The organism is Porticoccus hydrocarbonoclasticus MCTG13d (assembly GCF_000744735.1).
Classification (GTDB): domain Bacteria; phylum Pseudomonadota; class Gammaproteobacteria; order Pseudomonadales; family Porticoccaceae; genus Porticoccus; species Porticoccus hydrocarbonoclasticus.
Genome location: NZ_JQMM01000001.1, coordinates 526,929 through 544,581, shown reverse-complemented (window position 1 = coordinate 544,581; position 17,653 = coordinate 526,929). Strand labels below are relative to the sequence as shown.

Sequence of the window (17,653 nt, the reverse complement as noted above, 5' to 3'; positions counted from 1 at the left end):
TGCCTCTCAGGGGGCGGGATTGCTGATATCCCGATGAATCAGATCAATATCCGCCAGCAGTGCTTCGCTCATGGGTGTGGTGAGACTGTCGATGTTTTCCTGCAGCTGTGACAGGGTAGTGGCACCAATAATGGTTGAGGCGACAAACGGTTGCCGGTGAACGAAGCCCAGTGCCAAGTGTACCGGTGAAATATCATACTGTCTGGCCAATGCCACATAGCGTTCGGTCGCTTGAACGGCTGTGGGGTGATTATAGCGCTGAAACCGTTCGAACAGTGTCAGCCGCCCATCAGCGGGCCGCTGGCCCTGCAGGTATTTGCCAGACAGCATACCGAAAGCCAACGGGGAGTATGCGAGCAGGCCGATCCGTTCATTGATTGACCATTCAGCCAGCGATACCTCGAACTGTCGGTTCAACAGATTGTAGGGGTTCTGAATACTGACAATCGGGGCGCCATGGCCGGCGACAGAGGCCGCCTGGTATTGCATCAGACCCCAGGGGGTTTCATTGGAGACGCCGATGTGGCGGACCTTGCCCTGCTTAACCAGGTCATTCAACGCCTGCCAGGTTTCATTGATCGGGGTGTAGTCAGTCAGTGAGTAGTCACCTGGAGCGGAGCGGCCAAAAATATTGGCGGGGCGCTCAGGCCAGTGCACTTGGTATAAATCAATGTAGTCGGTCTGGAGTCGGCGCAGGGAATCATCCAGTGCCTGAAAAATCTGTTTGCGATTCAGTCGCGGCCCGCCCCTGATATAGTCAAAACCGCTGTTGTTGCCGTCACCGCCGGTCACTTTGGTGGCCAGTACAACGTCCTGGCGCCGTCCCGAGTGGGTCAGCCAGTCACCCAGATATTGTTCTGTCAGGCCCTGGGTTTGTGCGTTTGGTGGTACTGGATACATTTCTGCGGTGTCCACAAAATTGATACCGTAATCGAGGGCACAATCCAGCTGTTGAAATGCGTCTTTCCGACTATTCTGCTCACCCCAGGTCATCGTGCCGAGGCCAATGGCGCTGAGGGTCAGCCCGGAGGCTCCTAATTCTCGATATTGCATCTCTTTCCTGCGGGATTGAAAAAGGTGACCGGATATATCATCAGGTTAGCAGGGGCAGCTGGCAGCGGAAGCAGCTACCTTTCCCCAGTGTGCTGTCGATTTTCAGTGATCCACCGTGGCGCATCAACACATGTTTGACAATGGCCAGCCCCAGCCCTGTGCCGCCGGTACTGGTGGCGCGGCTCTGGTCCACCCGATAAAAACGTTCGGTCAGGCGGGGCAGGTGCTTTGGATCAATACCGGAACCGTTATCGCAGATCTCCACCACGATATCCGATGCGGTGTGAAAACAGCGTATTTGGACGCGCACACCGGCCGGGTTGTGCTTGATGGCATTGAGTACAAGGTTCGAGAAGGCGCTGTAAAGTTCCTTGTATTCCCCTTTGAAGGGGGTATCGGTGGCGCAGTCTGTTTCGATGAGGTAATTATCACCAGCCACCATGCGGGCATCCTCGGCAATCTGCTGCAGTAACTGATCCAGCATGATGGGTGCCCGCGAGGGGGGTTTCCGGTTGGATTCCAGTTGTGACAACATCACCAGATCATTGGCCAGGGCGTTGAGGCGTTCCGTTTGCTGGCCCATCTGCAGCAATGCTTTTGCCCAGCCCCTGGGCAATTGGTCGGCATTGTCCTGCAGGGTTTCGATATAGCCCGAGAGCACGGTTAAGGGTGTCCGCAGCTCATGGGAGATATTGGCCACAAAGTCCTGTCGCATTTGTTCCAGATTGCGCAACCGGGTGATGTCCTGCACGACCAGAATGATATTGCCATCACCAAAGGTTGCGGCGGTAAACAGCAAGGTTCTTGTGGGATCTTCCGGCGAACTCAGTTCCAGTGGCGGGGGCAGTGCGTCACTCTGGATAAATACCACGAAACGGGGATCGCGAACCAGGTTGGTCATGGATTGGCCGCGATCCTGTTTGACGAGGCCAAGCAGTTTTTCAGCCGCCGGATTCCACCACTCCAGTTCCCTATCGGGGGTGAGGATGATAATGCCGTCCGCCAGCGCAGAAGTAATATCCTTGACGCGCTCGGCCAGTTGTCGACGACTTTGTTTGGCGCGTTCGTTGCGCTGTTGCATTCGGTAGAGGAAATCGGTCATGTCGCCCCAGACGCCGCTTGCTTCGGGGGGTGGTCCCTCAGCGCTCTGGTCGAGCCAATCATAGAGTCGGGAGATGTGGGCGAAGGTCCACAACATATACAGGCCGCCACCCAAGAGCAGGGTGAGCAGAGTGTGGCCCCATAAAAAACCTGTCAGCAGCAGAAACAGGGTGAGCAGGGCGATCCGCCGTATTTCTGCCTTAAGCCCTCTGTGCAATGCAGATCCTATTCTTCATAAACCTTGGTGGAAAAGCGGTAACCCGCGCCCCGCACAGTCTGTATGAAGCGGTCCTGTCCAGCAAGGGAAATTGCCTTGCGCAATCGGCGAATATGCACATCCACCGTTCGCTCATCCATGTAGACGTTGCCGCCCCACACATGGTCTAGAATCTGATCACGGGAATAGACCCGCTCCTGGTGCGTGAGAAAGAAACTCAGCAGCCGAAATTCAGTTGGCCCCATGGATACCGGTTGACCACTGATGGTGACCCGGTGACTGATGGGATCAAACAGCAGTTGATCCACTTCTATCGGTTCCGGGGGCAGTTCCGGTTCGGCGCGACGCAGTACAGCATTGATACGGGCCACCAGGGCACGGGGTGAAAACGGTTTGGTGATATAGTCGTCCGCACCCACATCGAGGCCCTGGATCAGGTTGTCCTCACTGGCTTTGGCGGTCAGCATGATGACCGGTATATTCTTTGTCAGGTCATCCCTTTGTAGTCGCCGGATCAACTCAATGCCACTGGTGACGGGCATCATCCAGTCAAGCAGCACCAGGTCGGGTTTGTGGTCGATGATCATGGCATGGGCCTGCTGGGCGTTCTCAGCCTGCAGGGTGTCAAATCCGGCCACATCCAGCGCTGAACAGATCATGTCGCGAATGGCCGTTTCATCGTCTACAACAAGTACAGTTTTATCACTCATATTCTTTTCATCATTGATATCCAGATACCCATTACATGACCTGAGCATGACAAAAATATGACAATCGACAAAAGAACGGTCGATACCTAGTCGGCAGTGAGCTGGTAGTCCGCCGCCAGGCCGATAAAAATAATAGCACCAACGTAATGATTATTGAGAAAAGCACGGAAACAGGCGTCGCGCTCGCGATGGCGGATCAGATACTGTTGGTGGAGAAACAGCAGGGCGGCTCCCAGCAGGGACAGGAAAAACCAGCTGCCGCGATTAAAGTTGATCCCGGTCATCAACAACGCGATCAGTGTCAGACATTGCAGGCAGGCGGTAATGGGTATGTCCATGTCGCCAAAAAGAATGGCGGTAGACTTGATGCCAATCTTCACATCGTCATCCCGATCCACCATGGCGTAAAAGGTATCGTAGGTGACGGTCCAGAGCACCACAGCAATGTACAGTGTCCACATTTCCCGGGGCAGGCTGTTGCTCTCTGCCGCAAAAGCCATGGGCAGACTCCAGGCAAAGGCGGCACCCAGCACCAGTTGGGGCAAATGTGTGAAACGTTTCATGAAGGGGTAGCAGGCCGCCAGCGCCACCCCCACCAGGGCCAACTTTATGGTTAGTGGATTGGTCAGCAACACCAGGCCAAAGGCGGCCAGGCAGAGCACAACAAACAACGCCATTGCCTCGCGGGTCTTGATCTGACCGCTGGGTAGCGGCCGGTGCCGGGTTCGTGTCACATGACCATCCACTTGCCGGTCAGCCACATCATTGATGACACAGCCTGCGGCGCGCATCAGGATCACACCCAGCACGAAGATCAGCAAATTTTTTGCGGAAGGGACACCGCCTGCGGCTAACCATAACGCCCAGAGCGTCGGCCAGAGCAGCAGGAGCGTACCGATAGGCTTGTCAAAGCGCATCAGCCGGACAAAATCGGGAAGTCGCTGTAATGCTTTGCTCATAAATGCCGCATGGTTGCGAAATCAGGGGGTTTTATTGTACGGGGTAAACCCCGTCAAAAACACCTCGGACACAAGCAAGGGTTTGCCATCCAGCCAAAACAGTGAACGGCGTCCCTGTACGGGGCTACCATAGTTGGCCGGTACCGTAGAAGGCCACGATTCGAGCATGGACAGGTTGGAAATCTCAATGGGTCCCCGGACCATTGCGGGGTCGCTAAACAGCAGTGCACCGAGGGGCCGGTTGTCCAGCTTTCGGAGTTTTCGCAATCGTCCGGTCAGGGTTTTTATCGGAATGATACTGCGGGCATGGACCCAGGGTTGGTGGTTGCCAAACAGGATGACCTCCCTGATCAGGGCGCGTTGTCGGATCGGCAGTTCCAATGCGCGTTGCTCGGACAGTTGGGGTACCCCCATGCCCTGAAACAGTATTTTTACTTCAAACTGCCCTTTGCTTGCCCGGATTAAGCGTTCGGTGAGTGAGCCGCGATCCAGTAGCCACGGTCGCAGGGCGCTGCAGGTGACAAACAGCGGTGTGCGCCGATAACTGCGCCAGTGGAGCTGATGATTGGCGGGAGTGTGTGAGGAGCGACGGGGCACAGCGGTACCTATGGGCCTTGGTATGACAATGGATTCTAACCGGTTACGACAGCGCTTTGGGGGCTATGAGTTATACAGGCTGACAAGCCGTTCCTGTAATAGCGCCATGGCCTTGGCCCGGTGACTGATGCGATTTTTTTTCTCTTTGCCGAGTTGTGCGGAGGTGCAGTCGAGCTCGGGAATATAAAAAAGCGGGTCGTAGCCAAAGCCGTTGTCACCCTCCGGGGTAAATCCGATCAGTCCCTCCCAGGTGCCCTGGCAAATTAGTGGCGTCGGATCCTTCGCATGGCGCAGATATACCAGCAGGCAATGAAAGCGGGCGGTTCGTTGCTCACGGGGTACTTCCTGAAGCAGTGACAGCAACCGCAGGTTGTTCTGCTGGTCGGTGGCGTTTTCCCCGGAAAATCGTGAGGAATAGATACCGGGGGCGCCATTGAGTGCGTCCACTTCAAGACCAGAGTCATCGGCAATGGCGGGCAGGTCGGTGAGGCGGGAGGCATGCCGGGCCTTGATCAGGGCATTTTCCACAAAACTGAGGCCATCTTCTACCGCCTCTGGAATCTCAAAATCCGATTGCGGCAGAATGTCGAAGGGGAGTAACTCTAGCAGGTGCTGAAACTCTGTAAGCTTGCCTTTGTTACCGGTGGCGAGAACAATTTTCATGTTGAACTGGATGACAGAAAGGTTGCTATTAAGTGCGCTATTGCGCCCCTGCTGAACGGAGAGTCTGAGGTGCCTGTCACGGGCTACTCATCGACATAGAACTTGCGCTGAAAAGTCAGCGAATGTGTCGCCTTGTCGGAATCCGGACTGACGTCAATTTTGAAGGTCATCCAGTCTTCCTTGTCAAAACGAAACGGCGCCAGATAGTAAACTGCATTTTCTTCGCGGATTTCAGTGAATTCCAGCACCTGCTGTTGACCGAATATATTGGAGACGGTGCCCTTGACCACGGCTGGCAGGCCGCCCATTTGGCCATTTTTGACCACGGCAATATTCACCAGCCCTTTATCCTTGCCACGAACAATATTGTACGAGCTGGCAACGTCAGGCTGGATAAAGCTGCTGTTGAAGGCACTGAAAAACACTTTCAGGTCGCCGTATTCCTTGTAGGGGCGGTTGTCAGCCAGTGCACTGAAACTCAAACCTGCGATGAGCAGGAATAACGAGATTGCTTGGGTTATTTTCATGTTGTGGCTACCTGTCATGAATAGGCCTACTTGCTCAAATGGTAGATGGCGGTGTCACTGAACATATTTGGCCAGATACCTTTCATGTACTTGTCCGGCAGGCGCTCTGCAACAAATTCGCGATGCAGTATCCGGATACGCTTCTCTGTACAGAGTGCCTCAAAATCTTTCACGGTACAAAAGTGGATGTTGGGTGTGTCGTACCACTGGAAGGTGAGTTGCCTGGTGACCGGCATGCGGCCTCGTGACAGCAGATAGCTGCGGGCGCGCCAGTTGCCGAAGTTGGGAAATGTCACCACACACTGTTTGCCCACGCGCAACATTTCTCCCAATACCAGGTGAGGATAGCGCATCGCCTGAAGTGCCTGGGTCATTACCACGGTGTCAAAGCTGTTGTCGGAAAACTGGTTCAGACCTTCGTCAAGGTCGGCCTCAATCACATTCACGCCCCGGGCAACACAGGACGTAATTTTGTCAGCATCAATTTCCAGCCCATACCCCCAGACGCCTTTTGTCTTGCCGAGGGTCTGCAGTAGTTCGCCGTCACCGCAGCCCAGGTCCAGAATTCGGCTCGTCGGATGGATCCACTGCTGAATAATGTTCAGGTCTGTGCGCATCATCATTTTGAGGAAATCTCAGCTAAAATGCGGTTTATATAAGCAGTGAGCACTTGCTCATAACGCTGGTTCGGCAATAGAAATGCATCGTGTCCCAGGTTGGATTCAATGGCTGTATAGGCCACATTTTTATCAGCGGCGATCAGTGCCTCAACAATTTCTGCAGCGCGTTCCGGAGAGAAGCGCCAGTCGCTGGAAAAGGACACCACAAGAAAATCGCAGCTGGCGTGCCGGAAAGCCTCGACCGGATTGTGATCGTACTCTCGGGCGAGGTCAAAATAGTCGAGGGCTTTGGTCATCAGAAGGTAAGTGTTAGCATCGAAAGCGCCGGAAAAGGCGTCACCCTGATGGCGCAGATAGCTTTCCACCTGGAATTCAATGGGTGCATCCTGGCCGCGTTGAAAAGAACCGGAGCGCAATTCCCGACCGAATTTATTGCCCATCAGCTCATCCGATAAATAGGTAACGTGGCCGATCATGCGCGCCAGCCCCAGCCCGTTTCTGGGTTGAGTCTGTTGTTCGAGATAGCGCCCGTTGCAAAACTCGGGATCGGATCTGATGGCGTTGCGGGCTATCTCGTTAAAAGCGATATTTTGCGCGCTAAGTTTCATTGCCGAGGCGATGACAACCGCATGGCGCAACCGGTCCGGATATTCCAAAGCCCAGCGCATAACCTGCATGCCGCCGAGACTGCCGCCAACGACGGCAGCCCATTGACGTATACCGAGTTTGTCCGCCAGTCGTGCCTGACTTTCTACCCAGTCTCGCACCCGCAACGGTGGGAAATCAGGTCCCCACGGTTGACCGGTATCAGGGTTGATGGATATGGGCCCGGTGCTACCGTGACAGCCGCCGATATTGTTTGGACAGACGATAAAAAAACGGTTGGTATCGAAAGGTTTTCCCGGCCCGATATGGTTGTTCCACCAACCCGGCCGCTGATCGGCCATGCTGTGGTATCCGGCGGCGTGGTGATGGCCACTGAGAGCGTGACAAATGAGGATGGCGTTACTGCCATCGGCGTTCAATGCCCCATAGGTTTCCACCATCAGTGTGTAATTGTCGAGTGTTCTGCCGCAGGCAAGCACGAGCGGCTCATCGAAGTGAATCGCTTGCGGTGTGACAATACCAACGGAGTTTTCCGGAATTACATCAGGCATCAATGATTCAACGAGTAGCTGGCTTTTGCCGGTGTTTCGGCAGTCTAAAGAGGGGCGTGTATTGGCGCAAGGTTAGCATGCTGTTTTGCTCGTCACCGCTGTCAGAGTGTCTCCAGATCATAATCCACAATCACTGGCAGGTGACTGGAAAACGTCTTGGCCTTGTAAATCACAGCATATTCCACGTGGCTGGTGAGGTTTTTTGACACAATTTGCATATCGGTGCGCCAACCCATCCCTCCAAGGGGTTTACCGGTAGGCCAGTAAGTGAATTCGTCCGCATCCATGTTGAAGAGCCGAAAAGCGTCGGCGTAACCAATGTCACCGAATACCTGATCGAGGCACTGCTGCTCATGTGGCAGGAAACCGGACAGGTTGCAGCAGGTTTCCGGTGCGCTCACGTCGATGGTCCGATGGGCAATATTCCAGCTGCCACAAAAAATGTAGTCACGGCGCTTGCTGCTGATTTTGCTGAAATGGGCCAGAAGATCCCGAAAAAAACGGTCTTTAAGCGGTTGGCCATCGCTGTCGGAAGGGGCCAGCAGTGAACAGATGCTGACATGCTCAAAGTCGGCTTGTAGATACCGCCCATTCATATCTTCGCCGTTGTTGGCACCAAAACCGTACATTATTGCCTTGGGCATATCCCGGGTGTAAATGGCGACACCATTCTGCTCTGGTTGGGGCGCATCAAAGAAGTAGCTGAAGTAACCGTCGAGCTGAAACTCGGCACGAGAACTGAGAACGGGTTCCGGCAACCGGAGATCCTGAAGGCATATTATGTGAGCGTCCTGGGAGGCCAGCCACTGAAATAACCCCAGATCGGCAGCCTGTTGGATACCGTCCACGGCAACACTGATAATTCGCATGATCGCCCCTGATTTTGGGAGAGTGTATGATAACCGACAGATCGTGTTTCCAAAATGGGGAAACTGTCTTCAGGCTCCGGCGGAACCTGTGATGTTGATAAACCGGACTGTCCCTATGGCCAATTTAATCAATAACAGCAAATCCACTTGGTGCCTGGTGTTGGCATTATTTTGTTCGGCGTCCATGTTAGCAGAGGCCAGTAATCTTTTCCGCTATCACAATAGCGAGGGCAATCTGGTGATTGACCACCAAGTGCCTCCGGAGTACGTCGCTAAAGGTTATGAGGTGCTCAGTAGCACAGGCAGGGTGGTAAAAACTGTCCCGCCACATCAGCCTGTGGAAGAAGAGGATGGGGCCGTATCAGGCAAGGCAAGCCGGGCGGATCAACTCAAAGAGGATCAATTTCTATTGCGCAGCTACAGTGATGTTGGCGAGGTTGAGGCTGCTGGTGAGCGGCGATTGGCCCAGCTTGCCAGAGAAATAGAGATTATCGAGTCCAACCGGGCCAAAAATGAAGAGCAGCTTGAAAAGGCCGAAACCAGGGCTGCCCGATATCAGCTGGCCGGTAAAAAATTACCCCAAGACCTATTGGCAAGAATGGATGAGATCACCAGATTAACCGGGGATACACAGCATATGTTGTTGCTGCGCAAGCGGGAATATGAGGTGGTGGCGGCGCGTTATGAGCGTTACAAAAACCGCTTCATGACGTTGAATCCCGAAAAAAAACCGTCGCAGCCACCGACCACTGCTCCTGCCAGTTCGCCGTCGGCAACCGAGTGAACTCGCTGCGAACAAATTGACTGATCTTGCCTTCGGCCAGTGCCAATATCAGGTTGGCTGCAGCCGTCACGGTGATGGCCGGGCGCAGGTTTTCCGATACCTCTGCTTCGCGAAGAATCTGCTTTAGCTGAGTTTCCAGTCGATCAAATAATTGCTGTATCCGTTTGTGCAGTCGCTCTGTTTCGCCGGTCAGCGCGTCGCCTGTGAGTAACCGGGTGATTCCAGGATTGCGCTCGGCAAACGTGAGCAGAAGCGTCAGAATACGGTAGCAGCGACTGGCGGCATCGGGTTCTTCGACAATGATCGTCCGCATCCGGGTAAACAGCGTCTCCTCGATAAAATCGATCAGGCCCTCATACATCCGGGTCTTGCTTGGGAAGTGCCGGTAGAGCGCAGCCTCGGAGACACCGACCTCTGCGGCCAGTGCAGCAGTCGTGATGCGCCCACCGGGCGCGGCCTCCAGCATCCCTGCGAGGGCTTGCAGGATGTGCTGTTTTCTGGAAGTTTTTGCTGTTGTTGTCATCCGGCGCTCTCTGCTGCTTCATCGGAGATCAACGTGCCGACACCCAGATCGGTAAAGATTTCCAGCAGTGTGGCATGGTTGACCCGGCCGTCAATAATATGGGCTGTCCTGGCGCCGCCCTTGACCGCATCCAGCGCACAGCGGATTTTCGGCAGCATGCCGCCGTAGATCGTGCCATCTGCGATCAGTTCATCCACCTGACGGGTGGACAGGCCGGTCAAAACCTTACCGTTTTTATCCTGCAGGCCGGCGACGTTGGTGAGCAGAATCAATTTTTCTGCCTTGAGGACTTCGGCGATCTTGCCGGCTACCAGGTCGGCATTGATGTTGTAGGAGTTGCCTTCACTATCGACACCGATAGGTGCGATCACTGGAATAAAGTCACTGTTGGTCAGCATGTCGATTACGCCGGTATTCACCGATTCGACTTCCCCCACGTGGCCGATATCAATGATCTCCGGCGCTTCCATCTCGGGTGTGTGCCGGGTGACTTTGAGTTTGCGGGCCTTGATTAACTGGCCGTCCTTGCCGGTAATACCAACGGCCTTGCCGCCGGCGTGGTGAATGAGATTGACGATTTCCTTGTTGACACCACCGCCCAGCACCATTTCCACCACGTCCATGGTTTTGCTGTCGGTAACCCGCATGCCGTTGACAAAGTGGGATTCAATTTGCAGCCGCGCCAGCAGTTCGCCAATTTGTGGGCCGCCACCGTGGATCACTACCGGGTTCATGCCCACCAGCTTCATCATCACAATATCCCGGGCAAAGCTGGCTTTCAGTTTTTCGTCCACCATGGCATTGCCGCCAAATTTGACGACGATAGTCTTGCCGGTGAAGCGCTGGATGTAGGGCAGTGCCTCGGACAGAACCCTGGCCGTGTTGGAGGCGGCTTCTCGCGTTAGTGACATGTGTGTTCCTGACAGTGTGATAATTCAAAAGCTCAAGCGATCGTCTATGCTACGGAGTTGCTGACGGAAAAGCGATTTGATTTTTTCGAGTGACTCCTCGCTCTCCGCTTCAAACCGCAGGGTCAGTGCCGGGCCCGTATTGGAGGCGCGCACCAATCCCCATGCCTTTGGAAAATCGACCCGAATTCCGTCAATGGTTGACATCTTGCCTGCCTGAAAGGCCTCTTTTTCCCGCAGTTTTTCAATCAGCGTGAACTTCTCTCGTTCATCGACTTCTATCCGTATTTCGGGTGTTGAACAGCGTTCCTCAAAGCCGGCCATTATCTCATCCAGGCCCTGTTCACGAATGGTCATGATTTCAATCAGTCGCGCTGCCGCATAGATGCCGTCATCAAACCCAAACCAGCGATCCTGGAAGAAAATATGGCCGCTGAATTCCCCACCAAGCGGCGCCTTGCTTTCAATGATTTTGTTATACATGTGGGAGTGGCCGGTTTTCCACATCACCGGGCGACCACCGTAGCTGCTGATCAGTGTGTTGAGGCGCCGGGTACTTTTGATATCAAATACGATGTCCGCTCCCGGGTGTCGCGAAACGACGTCCCGGGCAAAAATCATCAACAACTCATCTGGCCAGATAATTTTGCCAGTGGCAGACACCGCCACAATTCGATCGCCATCACCGTCCAACGCAATCCCCAGGTCTGCCTGGTTGTCTTGCACATGGCAGATAAGATCTGTCAGATTTTCCGGTACCGTGGGATCCGGCGCATGATTGGGGAAGCTGCCGTCCACGTCGCAGTATAGGGGGATGACATCGCAGCCGATGGCGTCCAGTACCCGTGATGCCAGTTCACCGGCTATGCCGTTGCCAGCATCCAGTACCACCTTGATGTGCTGGGCGGGAACCACGTCGCCGGAAATGGCCTCAATATAATCATCTGAAATATCCAGTTCCTGGCGCTCGCCATGGGGTTTGTCGGGGTAGTCCTCCTCCGTCATTTCAGTTTGCAGGGCCATAATTTCTGCACCGCAGAGTGCGTGGTGCTGAAAGAAAATTTTGAATCCGTTGTACTGTGCCGGGTTATGGCTGGCCGTCACCATCACGCCACACTCCGTCTGTTGCAGATGATTGGTCGCAAAATTAAGCAGGGGGGTGGGCACTGACCCCAAGTGGATGACGTGACAGCCTGTGCTGCGGATTCCCTCCTCAAGTGATTCGATCAATTCCGGGCTCGACAGTCGTCCATCATAGCCGGTGACCAGGGTGTGCTCATCCACCAGCATTGCCCGGCGAGCCAGTGCGCGGCCAAGCTTGAGGGCGAACGTCGGCGTTAGTTGTGAGCCCATCAGGCCCCGGATGTCATAATCGCGAAACACCACCGCCGGGATATCGGATATGTCGTCATTGCCATCTGTGTTGTCCGTGTCGCTGTAGGTTGCCTGTTCCTGTGGCTCATCTGGTGCTGGGTCAGTGGAATTCGTCCCGTTTGTAGACTCGTCACCAGTCTCATCAATAGTCCCGTCGGCAGACGATGTCGGTTCGTTGGCAGGTGTCCTGGCAGGCACGGGCTTTCTCCGTCCCCGCCAATTTTGCCAATGGTCGCGATGAAGGGCGATACGAATAGCCAGGTAGGCCAGGAGTAGGGTGATACTCGCGATGGCACCAGCCAGCACCATAAATTCCGTGTAAGAAGGGGCTGCTCTTTTCAACAAGGTCGCGCTGCCAGTGAAGTGCAGTTCCCATGTGCCGATGCGGGTGTCTTGCTTGACGGTATTCACGGCCTTGGACTTGTTGGCCAATATGAGAAAAGGTGTGGCTCCGGCTCCGGGGACATCCTGCAACAGTTCAGTCGTTCCCAGGGAAGGGTCGACTGTTCGGGCAAGGGCCTTGTTGAGAGGCTCCATTGACAGCATGGCCAGCAATGTGCCGAGGATTTTGCCCTCTGTATTTTTTACCGGGTAGGCAAACAGCAGCTCCCAGTCATCACTGACTTTCGCCGCGACGGGTTCTGGTAGTTCGCCTTCCAGCACCTGTCGGGATAATTGTTGCCCGATGAAATTATTCGATTCTGCGAGGCGGCTCTCCCCGGGGCGTAGCAGATAGCCATTATTCAGGTCTTCGACCAGACTCTTCATTCTCTGCTCCATGCGTGACAGCATGGCCTGGTCGGCGGTAGCCAATGCCTCAATGAACAGGTCATCCTGTGACAGGGCGAGTAATTGCTGCGCACGCTGATCAATATGGTGGTCGACCAATATACGTTGCTTGGTGGCATATTCAGTGGCAAGCGATGCGGCAAGGGAAGTTCTGGCATTGTCCATCATCTGGTGGTGTAGCAGATAGGTAATGATAGCGGCAGTGCAGAATAGCAGTGCCAGAAATCCGATCAAAACAGGGTGTTTGGCCAGTTTCAGGATTATTGCACCACGTCGGGGATTGGGATTTCTCATATCGCTTTAGTCGGTCGGTAACATGTCTGCAATTCTGGCGATTAGCTGCCGCGCCAAAATGGACTTGTTAATTTTTGGAATGGCCTCGGCGCCCTGCATTTCCACGACCAGCACCGCGTTGTCATCACTGTTAAAACCAATGGTCCGGTCGGAGACATCATTGGCGATGACCAAGTCGAGTTTTTTTCGTTCCAGCTTGCTGCGGGCGAAATCTTCCACTTGGGTAGTTTCCGCGGCAAAGCCCACTGTAAAAGGGCGATTCTGCAGCGCGGCAACCGCACTCACAATATCCGGGTTTTTCACCAGTTCAATGGTCATCTGATCAGCGGCTTTTTTCATTTTCTGTTCGGCGATCCGGGCGGGCCGATAATCAGCCACTGCCGCTGAGGCGATGAATAGCTGACAGTTCACCGTTTCAGCTAGGGCTGCCTCGTACATCTCAAGCGCGCTGGTAACGTGGATGGTTTTGACTCGATCGGGGGGAGTGAGATTAACCGGGCCGCTGATCAGAACAGTTTCTGCACCGGCCTCTGCAGCAGCTTCTGCCAGCGCATAGCCCATCTTTCCGGAACTGTGGTTGCTGATGTAGCGCACCGGATCAATCGCTTCCCGCGTAGGACCCGCCGTGATGACTACTTTCCTGCCGGCCAATGCGCCGGTTTCAAACAGGTCGGCGGTGAGTTCAACAATATCCTGTGGCTCGGTCATTCTGCCTGGTCCGATGTCGCCGCAGGCCTGGCTGCCCTCCGTCGGGCCGAAGATGTGCACGCCGCGTCCGCGCAATCGCTCCAGATTGTATTGGGTGCTGGGGTGGCGCCACATGCCCTGGTTCATGGACGGTGCAATAGCCAGTGCTGATCGGCTGGCCAGGCAGATAGTGGAGAGCAGGTCGCTGCCTTCGCCATTGGCCAGTTTGGCCATAAAATCCGCAGTGGCCGGTGCGACAAGGATGACATCGGCCCAGCGGGACAGCTCAATATGGCCCATGGCCGCCTCGCTTTCCGGGTCGAGCAGAGCCAGGTGGACGCGGTGTCCGGAGAGTGCCTGTAGCGTGAGAGGTGTAATGAACTCGGTGGCTGCACTGGTCATTACTACCTGTATATCGGCACCGGCATCCTGCAGTCGGCGAACAATCTCGGCACTTTTATAGGCGGCAATTCCACCGGTTATACCCAACAGTATGCGTTTGTTTACCAGAGAGAGCATCGGGTGGATCCTGTATGACACCGGGAAGGTTAAGATAACATTGCCGTGGAGGTTTGCGTAGTCAGGGGTTATATTATCGATCGCACAGGGAGGTGTTATGTCGATACGAGACTGGCCCGAGGGAGAGCGGCCTCGGGAAAAACTCATGGTAAAAGGGGCGGAGACGCTCTCCGATGCCGAATTGCTGGCAATTTTTCTGCGTACTGGCTGTGCCGGTCAATCGGCTGTGGATTTGGCGCGATCACTGCTGCATCAGTTTGGCAATCTTGGCCAGTTGCTGGCCGCTGACAAGCCCACATTTTGTCGTGCCCGCGGTCTGGGTGAGGCCAAGTTTGTCCAGTTACAGGCGGTGATGGAGCTGGCGAGGCGTCATCTGCGGGAAAAGCTGCAGCGGGATCAGGTGTTCAGCAATCCAGCCAGTGTGGGGGAATTCCTGCTGGCACAGTTGGGCCAGTGTCATCAGGAAGTGTTCGGGGTGCTGTTTCTCGATAACCAGCACCGTTTGATTGCCTGGGAAAAACTGTTTTTCGGAACCGTCAATAGTGCCAGCGTTCACCCCCGTGAAGTGGTCAAACGGGCATTGCATCACAATGCTGCGGCAGTGATTCTTTCGCACAACCACCCGTCTGGAGTGGCAGAGCCCAGTGATCCCGATCGATGTATTACCCGTCAATTGCAGGAAGCACTGCAACTGGTGGATGTAAGGGTGCTGGATCATGTGATTGTGGGAGGCGGCCACACCGTTTCTCTCGCCGAGAGGGGAATGATTTGATCCATAGCTCCGGCAATCAATTCTGTGAATGTATTTGATTTCAGGGGGACGTTCTGGTATAAAACGCGGCTCTTTTCGGGGTGTCTCCTTTCGGGGTGTCTCTCGGACAACAGGTTTAACGGCCAGGTTTCAAAAGCGGTCGCCCGATGGGGTGGCGCCAATAGCAGAGGCAAAGCAATGTCTAAAGTATGTCAGGTCACCGGCAAAAAACCGATGACAGGTAACAATGTATCCCACGCCAAAAACAGAACCCGTCGCCGGTTTGAGCCCAACCTGCACAGTCACCGTTTTTGGGTTGAGGCGGAGAAACGTTTTATCAAACTGCGTATTTCTTCAAAGGGCATGCGCATTATTGACAAGCTGGGTATCGACCAAGTGCTGGCGGATATCCGCAAGCGCGACGCTAAGGTTTAAGGAGACTAACCATGGCCAAGTCAAATCGCGACAAAATCAAACTGGTATCCAGTGCCGGCACTGGTCACTATTACACAACCACCAAGAACAAGCGTACCCAGCCGGAAAAGCTGGAGTTCAGTAAGTACGATCCGGTGGTTCGCAAACATGTCCCCTACAAGGAAGCGAAAATCAAGTAACTCGCCTCCCGGCAGTCACTGATTCCTGTTTCTACCTAACGAGCCCCGCAGCCACCGGGGCTTTTTTTGTGTCGAGCGTTTGTCTGGCTATTTTTTGGTGCCTAGGGCAATGTCGTATACCCCGGCCTCTCTGGCTTGATCGGAAATCAACACAAAGGTCTCCGTTTTGGCTTGAGGGTGCGCTTCAATAATGACTTTTGTCTGCGGATTTTCTGCATGGGCTCTTTCGACGTTGGCGCGCACTGAGCGAACATCAATACGTCGTCCTTCAAGCCAGACTGTATTGTCCTCAGCGATACGAAAAATAATAGCAGTTGGCTGGCTGTCTGGTGGAGGCTCGTCGCTGATCGGGGGACGGTTGATATCAATACCTGCTTCCCGGACAAATGAGGCGGTGACTACAAAAAAGATCAGCAGAATAAAGACGACATCCAACATCGGCGTCATATCGATGTCCGTCTGTTCCTCTGCGACTTTGCGCCTGCCTATGGCCATACTGGTTACCTGTTGGAATGTGGGTTGAACAGAGCCATGCCTTGGTTGGCTGATGCCTTTTATCCGAAGCTATTTTAAAGTATGCCAGAGATTTAGGCTGCGGGCCGTTTGCTGGAGTAAATTATGCCGGAATTGCCGGAAGTTGTGGTGACATTGCGGGGGGTTATACCGCATATCCTCGGCAGAGATGTTCGGGCGGTCGTAGTGCGGGAGTCCCGCCTGCGCTGGCCGGTATCGCCGGGGCTGTCAGAACAACTTTGCGGAATGCCATTGTTGGAAGGGCGACAGCGTGGCAAGTACCTGTTATTTCGTTTTCCACAGGGCCATCTGATGATTCACTTGGGTATGTCGGGGAGTCTCAGAATCGTTACGGCTGACACTCCTGCTGCAAAGCACGATCACGTGGATATCTGTTTTACAGACGATAGGGTGCTGCGTTATTCCGACCCGCGCCGCTTTGGCTCGATACTCTGGATCGAGGGGCCTCCAGAGCAACATGCACGGCTCTGCCAGCTGGGCCCAGAGCCTTTCGCGTCCGATTTTAATGGTGATTATCTCTATCGGTTGTCCAGGGGAAAGAGCGTGGCAGTCAAAGTTTTTCTGATGGATAACCGGGTAGTTGTGGGCGCCGGTAATATTTACGCCAATGAATCACTTTTTCTGAGTGGTATCAGGCCGACACTGGCTGTCGGCAAGGTGTCCCGGCAGCGTCTGGAGTCCCTGGCTGAACAGGTCCGTCAGGTGCTCGGAAAGGCAATAGAGCTGGGTGGTACGACCTTGCGGGATTTTGTCGGCGGTGATGGCAAGCCCGGCTACTTCAAGCAGCAATTGCTTGTGTATGGTCGTGGTGGATTGCCATGTCTGCGTTGTCAAACGGTATTGAAGGAAATCAGATTGGGGCAGCGCTCCACGGTCTATTGCCCGAGCTGTCAGCGGTGATCAGCTGCTGAAGAATTTTTGTACCAGCGCATCTCTCACCGAGGGGGGGACAAATTCGTTGATATCCCCACCCAGAGAGGATATTTCCTTTACCAGTGAAGAGGATATATAGGAAAGCTTCTCCGACGGCGTCAGGAAAATACTTTCTATATCCGGTGCCAGTGCGCGATTCATGTTGGCGAGCTGAAATTCGTATTCAAAATCCGATACTGCGCGCAACCCCCGAAGAATGGCATCTGCACCACAATCATTGACAAAGTTAACCAGCAGGTAATCAAACCCTTTTACTTCCACATTGTCGAGATGGGACAGGGCCTGCCTTGCCAGATCAATACGTTCATTGAGGTCGAACATGGGGTGCTTTTTTGAGCTGGTGGCGATGGCGACAATCACATGGTGAAACAGGCTGCTGGCACGCTCCACCAGATCGATATGTCCGTTGGTGATGGGATCAAAGGTGCCTGGATAAACAATGGTTTTCACAGTGATGGTTTGCCTCGGAA

21 protein-coding genes are annotated in these 17,653 nt (G+C 54.3%); 5 read left to right on the top strand and 16 right to left on the bottom strand.

From position 1 onward, the window contains the following. Positions 1 to 6 precede the first annotated feature (6 nt). From U740_RS02665 to U740_RS02620, 10 genes are all read right to left on the bottom strand, one after another. Positions 7 to 1,053, bottom strand: coding sequence for an NADP(H)-dependent aldo-keto reductase (locus U740_RS02665; RefSeq protein WP_036858778.1), 1,047 nt, complete (start codon positions 1,051 to 1,053; stop codon positions 7 to 9). Positions 1,054 to 1,093: 40 nt separating this feature from the next. Then, a complete protein-coding gene (phoR, locus tag U740_RS02660) occupies positions 1,094 to 2,371 on the bottom strand; it encodes a phosphate regulon sensor histidine kinase PhoR (RefSeq protein ID WP_036858777.1) in 1,278 nt (425 codons plus the stop codon). A gap of 8 nt (positions 2,372 to 2,379) precedes the next feature. Beyond that, positions 2,380 to 3,081: a phosphate regulon transcriptional regulator PhoB gene (gene phoB, locus U740_RS02655; protein ID WP_036858776.1), complete on the bottom strand. Its 702-nt coding sequence runs from the start codon at positions 3,079 to 3,081 to the stop codon at positions 2,380 to 2,382. 86 nt (positions 3,082 to 3,167) lie between these two features. Then, on the bottom strand, positions 3,168 to 4,040 hold the full coding sequence (gene ubiA, locus U740_RS02650; RefSeq protein ID WP_036858775.1) for a 4-hydroxybenzoate octaprenyltransferase: 873 nt from the start codon (positions 4,038 to 4,040) through the stop codon (positions 3,168 to 3,170). Between the two features lie 21 nt (positions 4,041 to 4,061). Further along, positions 4,062 to 4,637, bottom strand: a complete 576-nt coding sequence (locus U740_RS02645) for a chorismate--pyruvate lyase family protein (protein WP_036858774.1) — start codon at positions 4,635 to 4,637, stop codon at positions 4,062 to 4,064. A gap of 63 nt (positions 4,638 to 4,700) precedes the next feature. After that, complete coding sequence (gene rdgB / locus U740_RS02640; protein WP_036858772.1) at positions 4,701 to 5,300, bottom strand: RdgB/HAM1 family non-canonical purine NTP pyrophosphatase; 600 nt, start codon at positions 5,298 to 5,300, stop codon at positions 4,701 to 4,703. Between the two features lie 83 nt (positions 5,301 to 5,383). After that, on the bottom strand, positions 5,384 to 5,827 hold the full coding sequence (locus U740_RS02635; protein ID WP_051921151.1) for a DUF4426 domain-containing protein: 444 nt from the start codon (positions 5,825 to 5,827) through the stop codon (positions 5,384 to 5,386). Between the two features lie 26 nt (positions 5,828 to 5,853). Beyond that, positions 5,854 to 6,444, bottom strand: a complete 591-nt coding sequence (gene metW, locus U740_RS02630; protein ID WP_036861082.1) for a methionine biosynthesis protein MetW — start codon at positions 6,442 to 6,444, stop codon at positions 5,854 to 5,856. A gap of 2 nt (positions 6,445 to 6,446) precedes the next feature. Further along, the gene (gene metX, locus U740_RS02625) at positions 6,447 to 7,604 is read right to left on the bottom strand and encodes a homoserine O-succinyltransferase MetX (protein WP_036858770.1); all 1,158 of its coding nucleotides are present in this window, start codon (positions 7,602 to 7,604) and stop codon (positions 6,447 to 6,449) included. Positions 7,605 to 7,705: 101 nt separating this feature from the next. Continuing rightward, a complete protein-coding gene (locus tag U740_RS02620) occupies positions 7,706 to 8,473 on the bottom strand; it encodes an exodeoxyribonuclease III (RefSeq protein WP_036858769.1) in 768 nt (255 codons plus the stop codon). A gap of 115 nt (positions 8,474 to 8,588) precedes the next feature. Between U740_RS02620 and U740_RS11770 the strand changes: the two genes are divergently transcribed. Then, positions 8,589 to 9,257: a hypothetical protein gene (locus tag U740_RS11770; protein WP_152556776.1), complete on the top strand. Its 669-nt coding sequence runs from the start codon at positions 8,589 to 8,591 to the stop codon at positions 9,255 to 9,257. Here U740_RS11770 and slmA read toward each other — a convergent pair. Genes slmA through coaBC form a run of 4 tightly spaced genes read right to left on the bottom strand, consistent with a single transcriptional unit; the run spans position 9,178 to position 14,351 of the window. Next, positions 9,178 to 9,780, bottom strand: coding sequence for a nucleoid occlusion factor SlmA (slmA, locus tag U740_RS02610; RefSeq protein ID WP_036858768.1), 603 nt, complete (start codon positions 9,778 to 9,780; stop codon positions 9,178 to 9,180). The genes U740_RS11770 and slmA overlap by 80 nt on opposite strands. Further along, positions 9,777 to 10,691 (bottom strand): acetylglutamate kinase, encoded by a 915-nt coding sequence (argB, locus tag U740_RS02605; protein WP_036858767.1) that lies wholly within the window; start codon positions 10,689 to 10,691, stop codon positions 9,777 to 9,779. Before argB ends, slmA begins: the two co-directional genes overlap by 4 nt. A gap of 24 nt (positions 10,692 to 10,715) precedes the next feature. Beyond that, the gene (locus U740_RS02600; protein ID WP_051921149.1) at positions 10,716 to 13,145 is read right to left on the bottom strand and encodes a phosphomannomutase/phosphoglucomutase; all 2,430 of its coding nucleotides are present in this window, start codon (positions 13,143 to 13,145) and stop codon (positions 10,716 to 10,718) included. Positions 13,146 to 13,151: 6 nt separating this feature from the next. After that, positions 13,152 to 14,351 carry a bifunctional phosphopantothenoylcysteine decarboxylase/phosphopantothenate--cysteine ligase CoaBC gene (gene coaBC / locus U740_RS02595; RefSeq protein WP_036858766.1) on the bottom strand — a complete coding sequence of 400 codons (1,200 nt, stop codon included), beginning with the start codon at positions 14,349 to 14,351 and terminating at the stop codon, positions 13,152 to 13,154. A gap of 97 nt (positions 14,352 to 14,448) precedes the next feature. Between coaBC and radC the strand changes: the two genes are divergently transcribed. The 3 genes from radC (at position 14,449) to rpmG (ending at position 15,716) form a co-directional block, all read left to right on the top strand. Next, positions 14,449 to 15,123: a RadC family protein gene (gene radC / locus U740_RS02590; protein ID WP_036858765.1), complete on the top strand. Its 675-nt coding sequence runs from the start codon at positions 14,449 to 14,451 to the stop codon at positions 15,121 to 15,123. Positions 15,124 to 15,300: 177 nt separating this feature from the next. Continuing rightward, on the top strand, positions 15,301 to 15,537 hold the full coding sequence (gene rpmB / locus U740_RS02585) for a 50S ribosomal protein L28 (RefSeq protein WP_036858764.1): 237 nt from the start codon (positions 15,301 to 15,303) through the stop codon (positions 15,535 to 15,537). Between the two features lie 11 nt (positions 15,538 to 15,548). Continuing rightward, positions 15,549 to 15,716 carry a 50S ribosomal protein L33 gene (rpmG, locus tag U740_RS02580; protein WP_036858763.1) on the top strand — a complete coding sequence of 56 codons (168 nt, stop codon included), beginning with the start codon at positions 15,549 to 15,551 and terminating at the stop codon, positions 15,714 to 15,716. Positions 15,717 to 15,803: 87 nt separating this feature from the next. Here the strand turns inward: rpmG and U740_RS02575 are convergent, their stop codons facing one another. After that, on the bottom strand, positions 15,804 to 16,211 hold the full coding sequence (locus tag U740_RS02575) for an ExbD/TolR family protein (RefSeq protein ID WP_036858762.1): 408 nt from the start codon (positions 16,209 to 16,211) through the stop codon (positions 15,804 to 15,806). Positions 16,212 to 16,334: 123 nt separating this feature from the next. On the opposite strand from U740_RS02575, the gene mutM reads away from it, so the two are divergent. Next, complete coding sequence (mutM, locus tag U740_RS02570) at positions 16,335 to 17,150, top strand: bifunctional DNA-formamidopyrimidine glycosylase/DNA-(apurinic or apyrimidinic site) lyase (RefSeq protein WP_036858760.1); 816 nt, start codon at positions 16,335 to 16,337, stop codon at positions 17,148 to 17,150. Here mutM and coaD read toward each other — a convergent pair whose 3' ends face one another. Further along, entirely contained in the window at positions 17,151 to 17,633 is a 483-nt protein-coding gene (gene coaD, locus U740_RS02565) for a pantetheine-phosphate adenylyltransferase (protein WP_036858758.1), read from the bottom strand. Positions 17,634 to 17,653 lie beyond the last annotated feature (20 nt).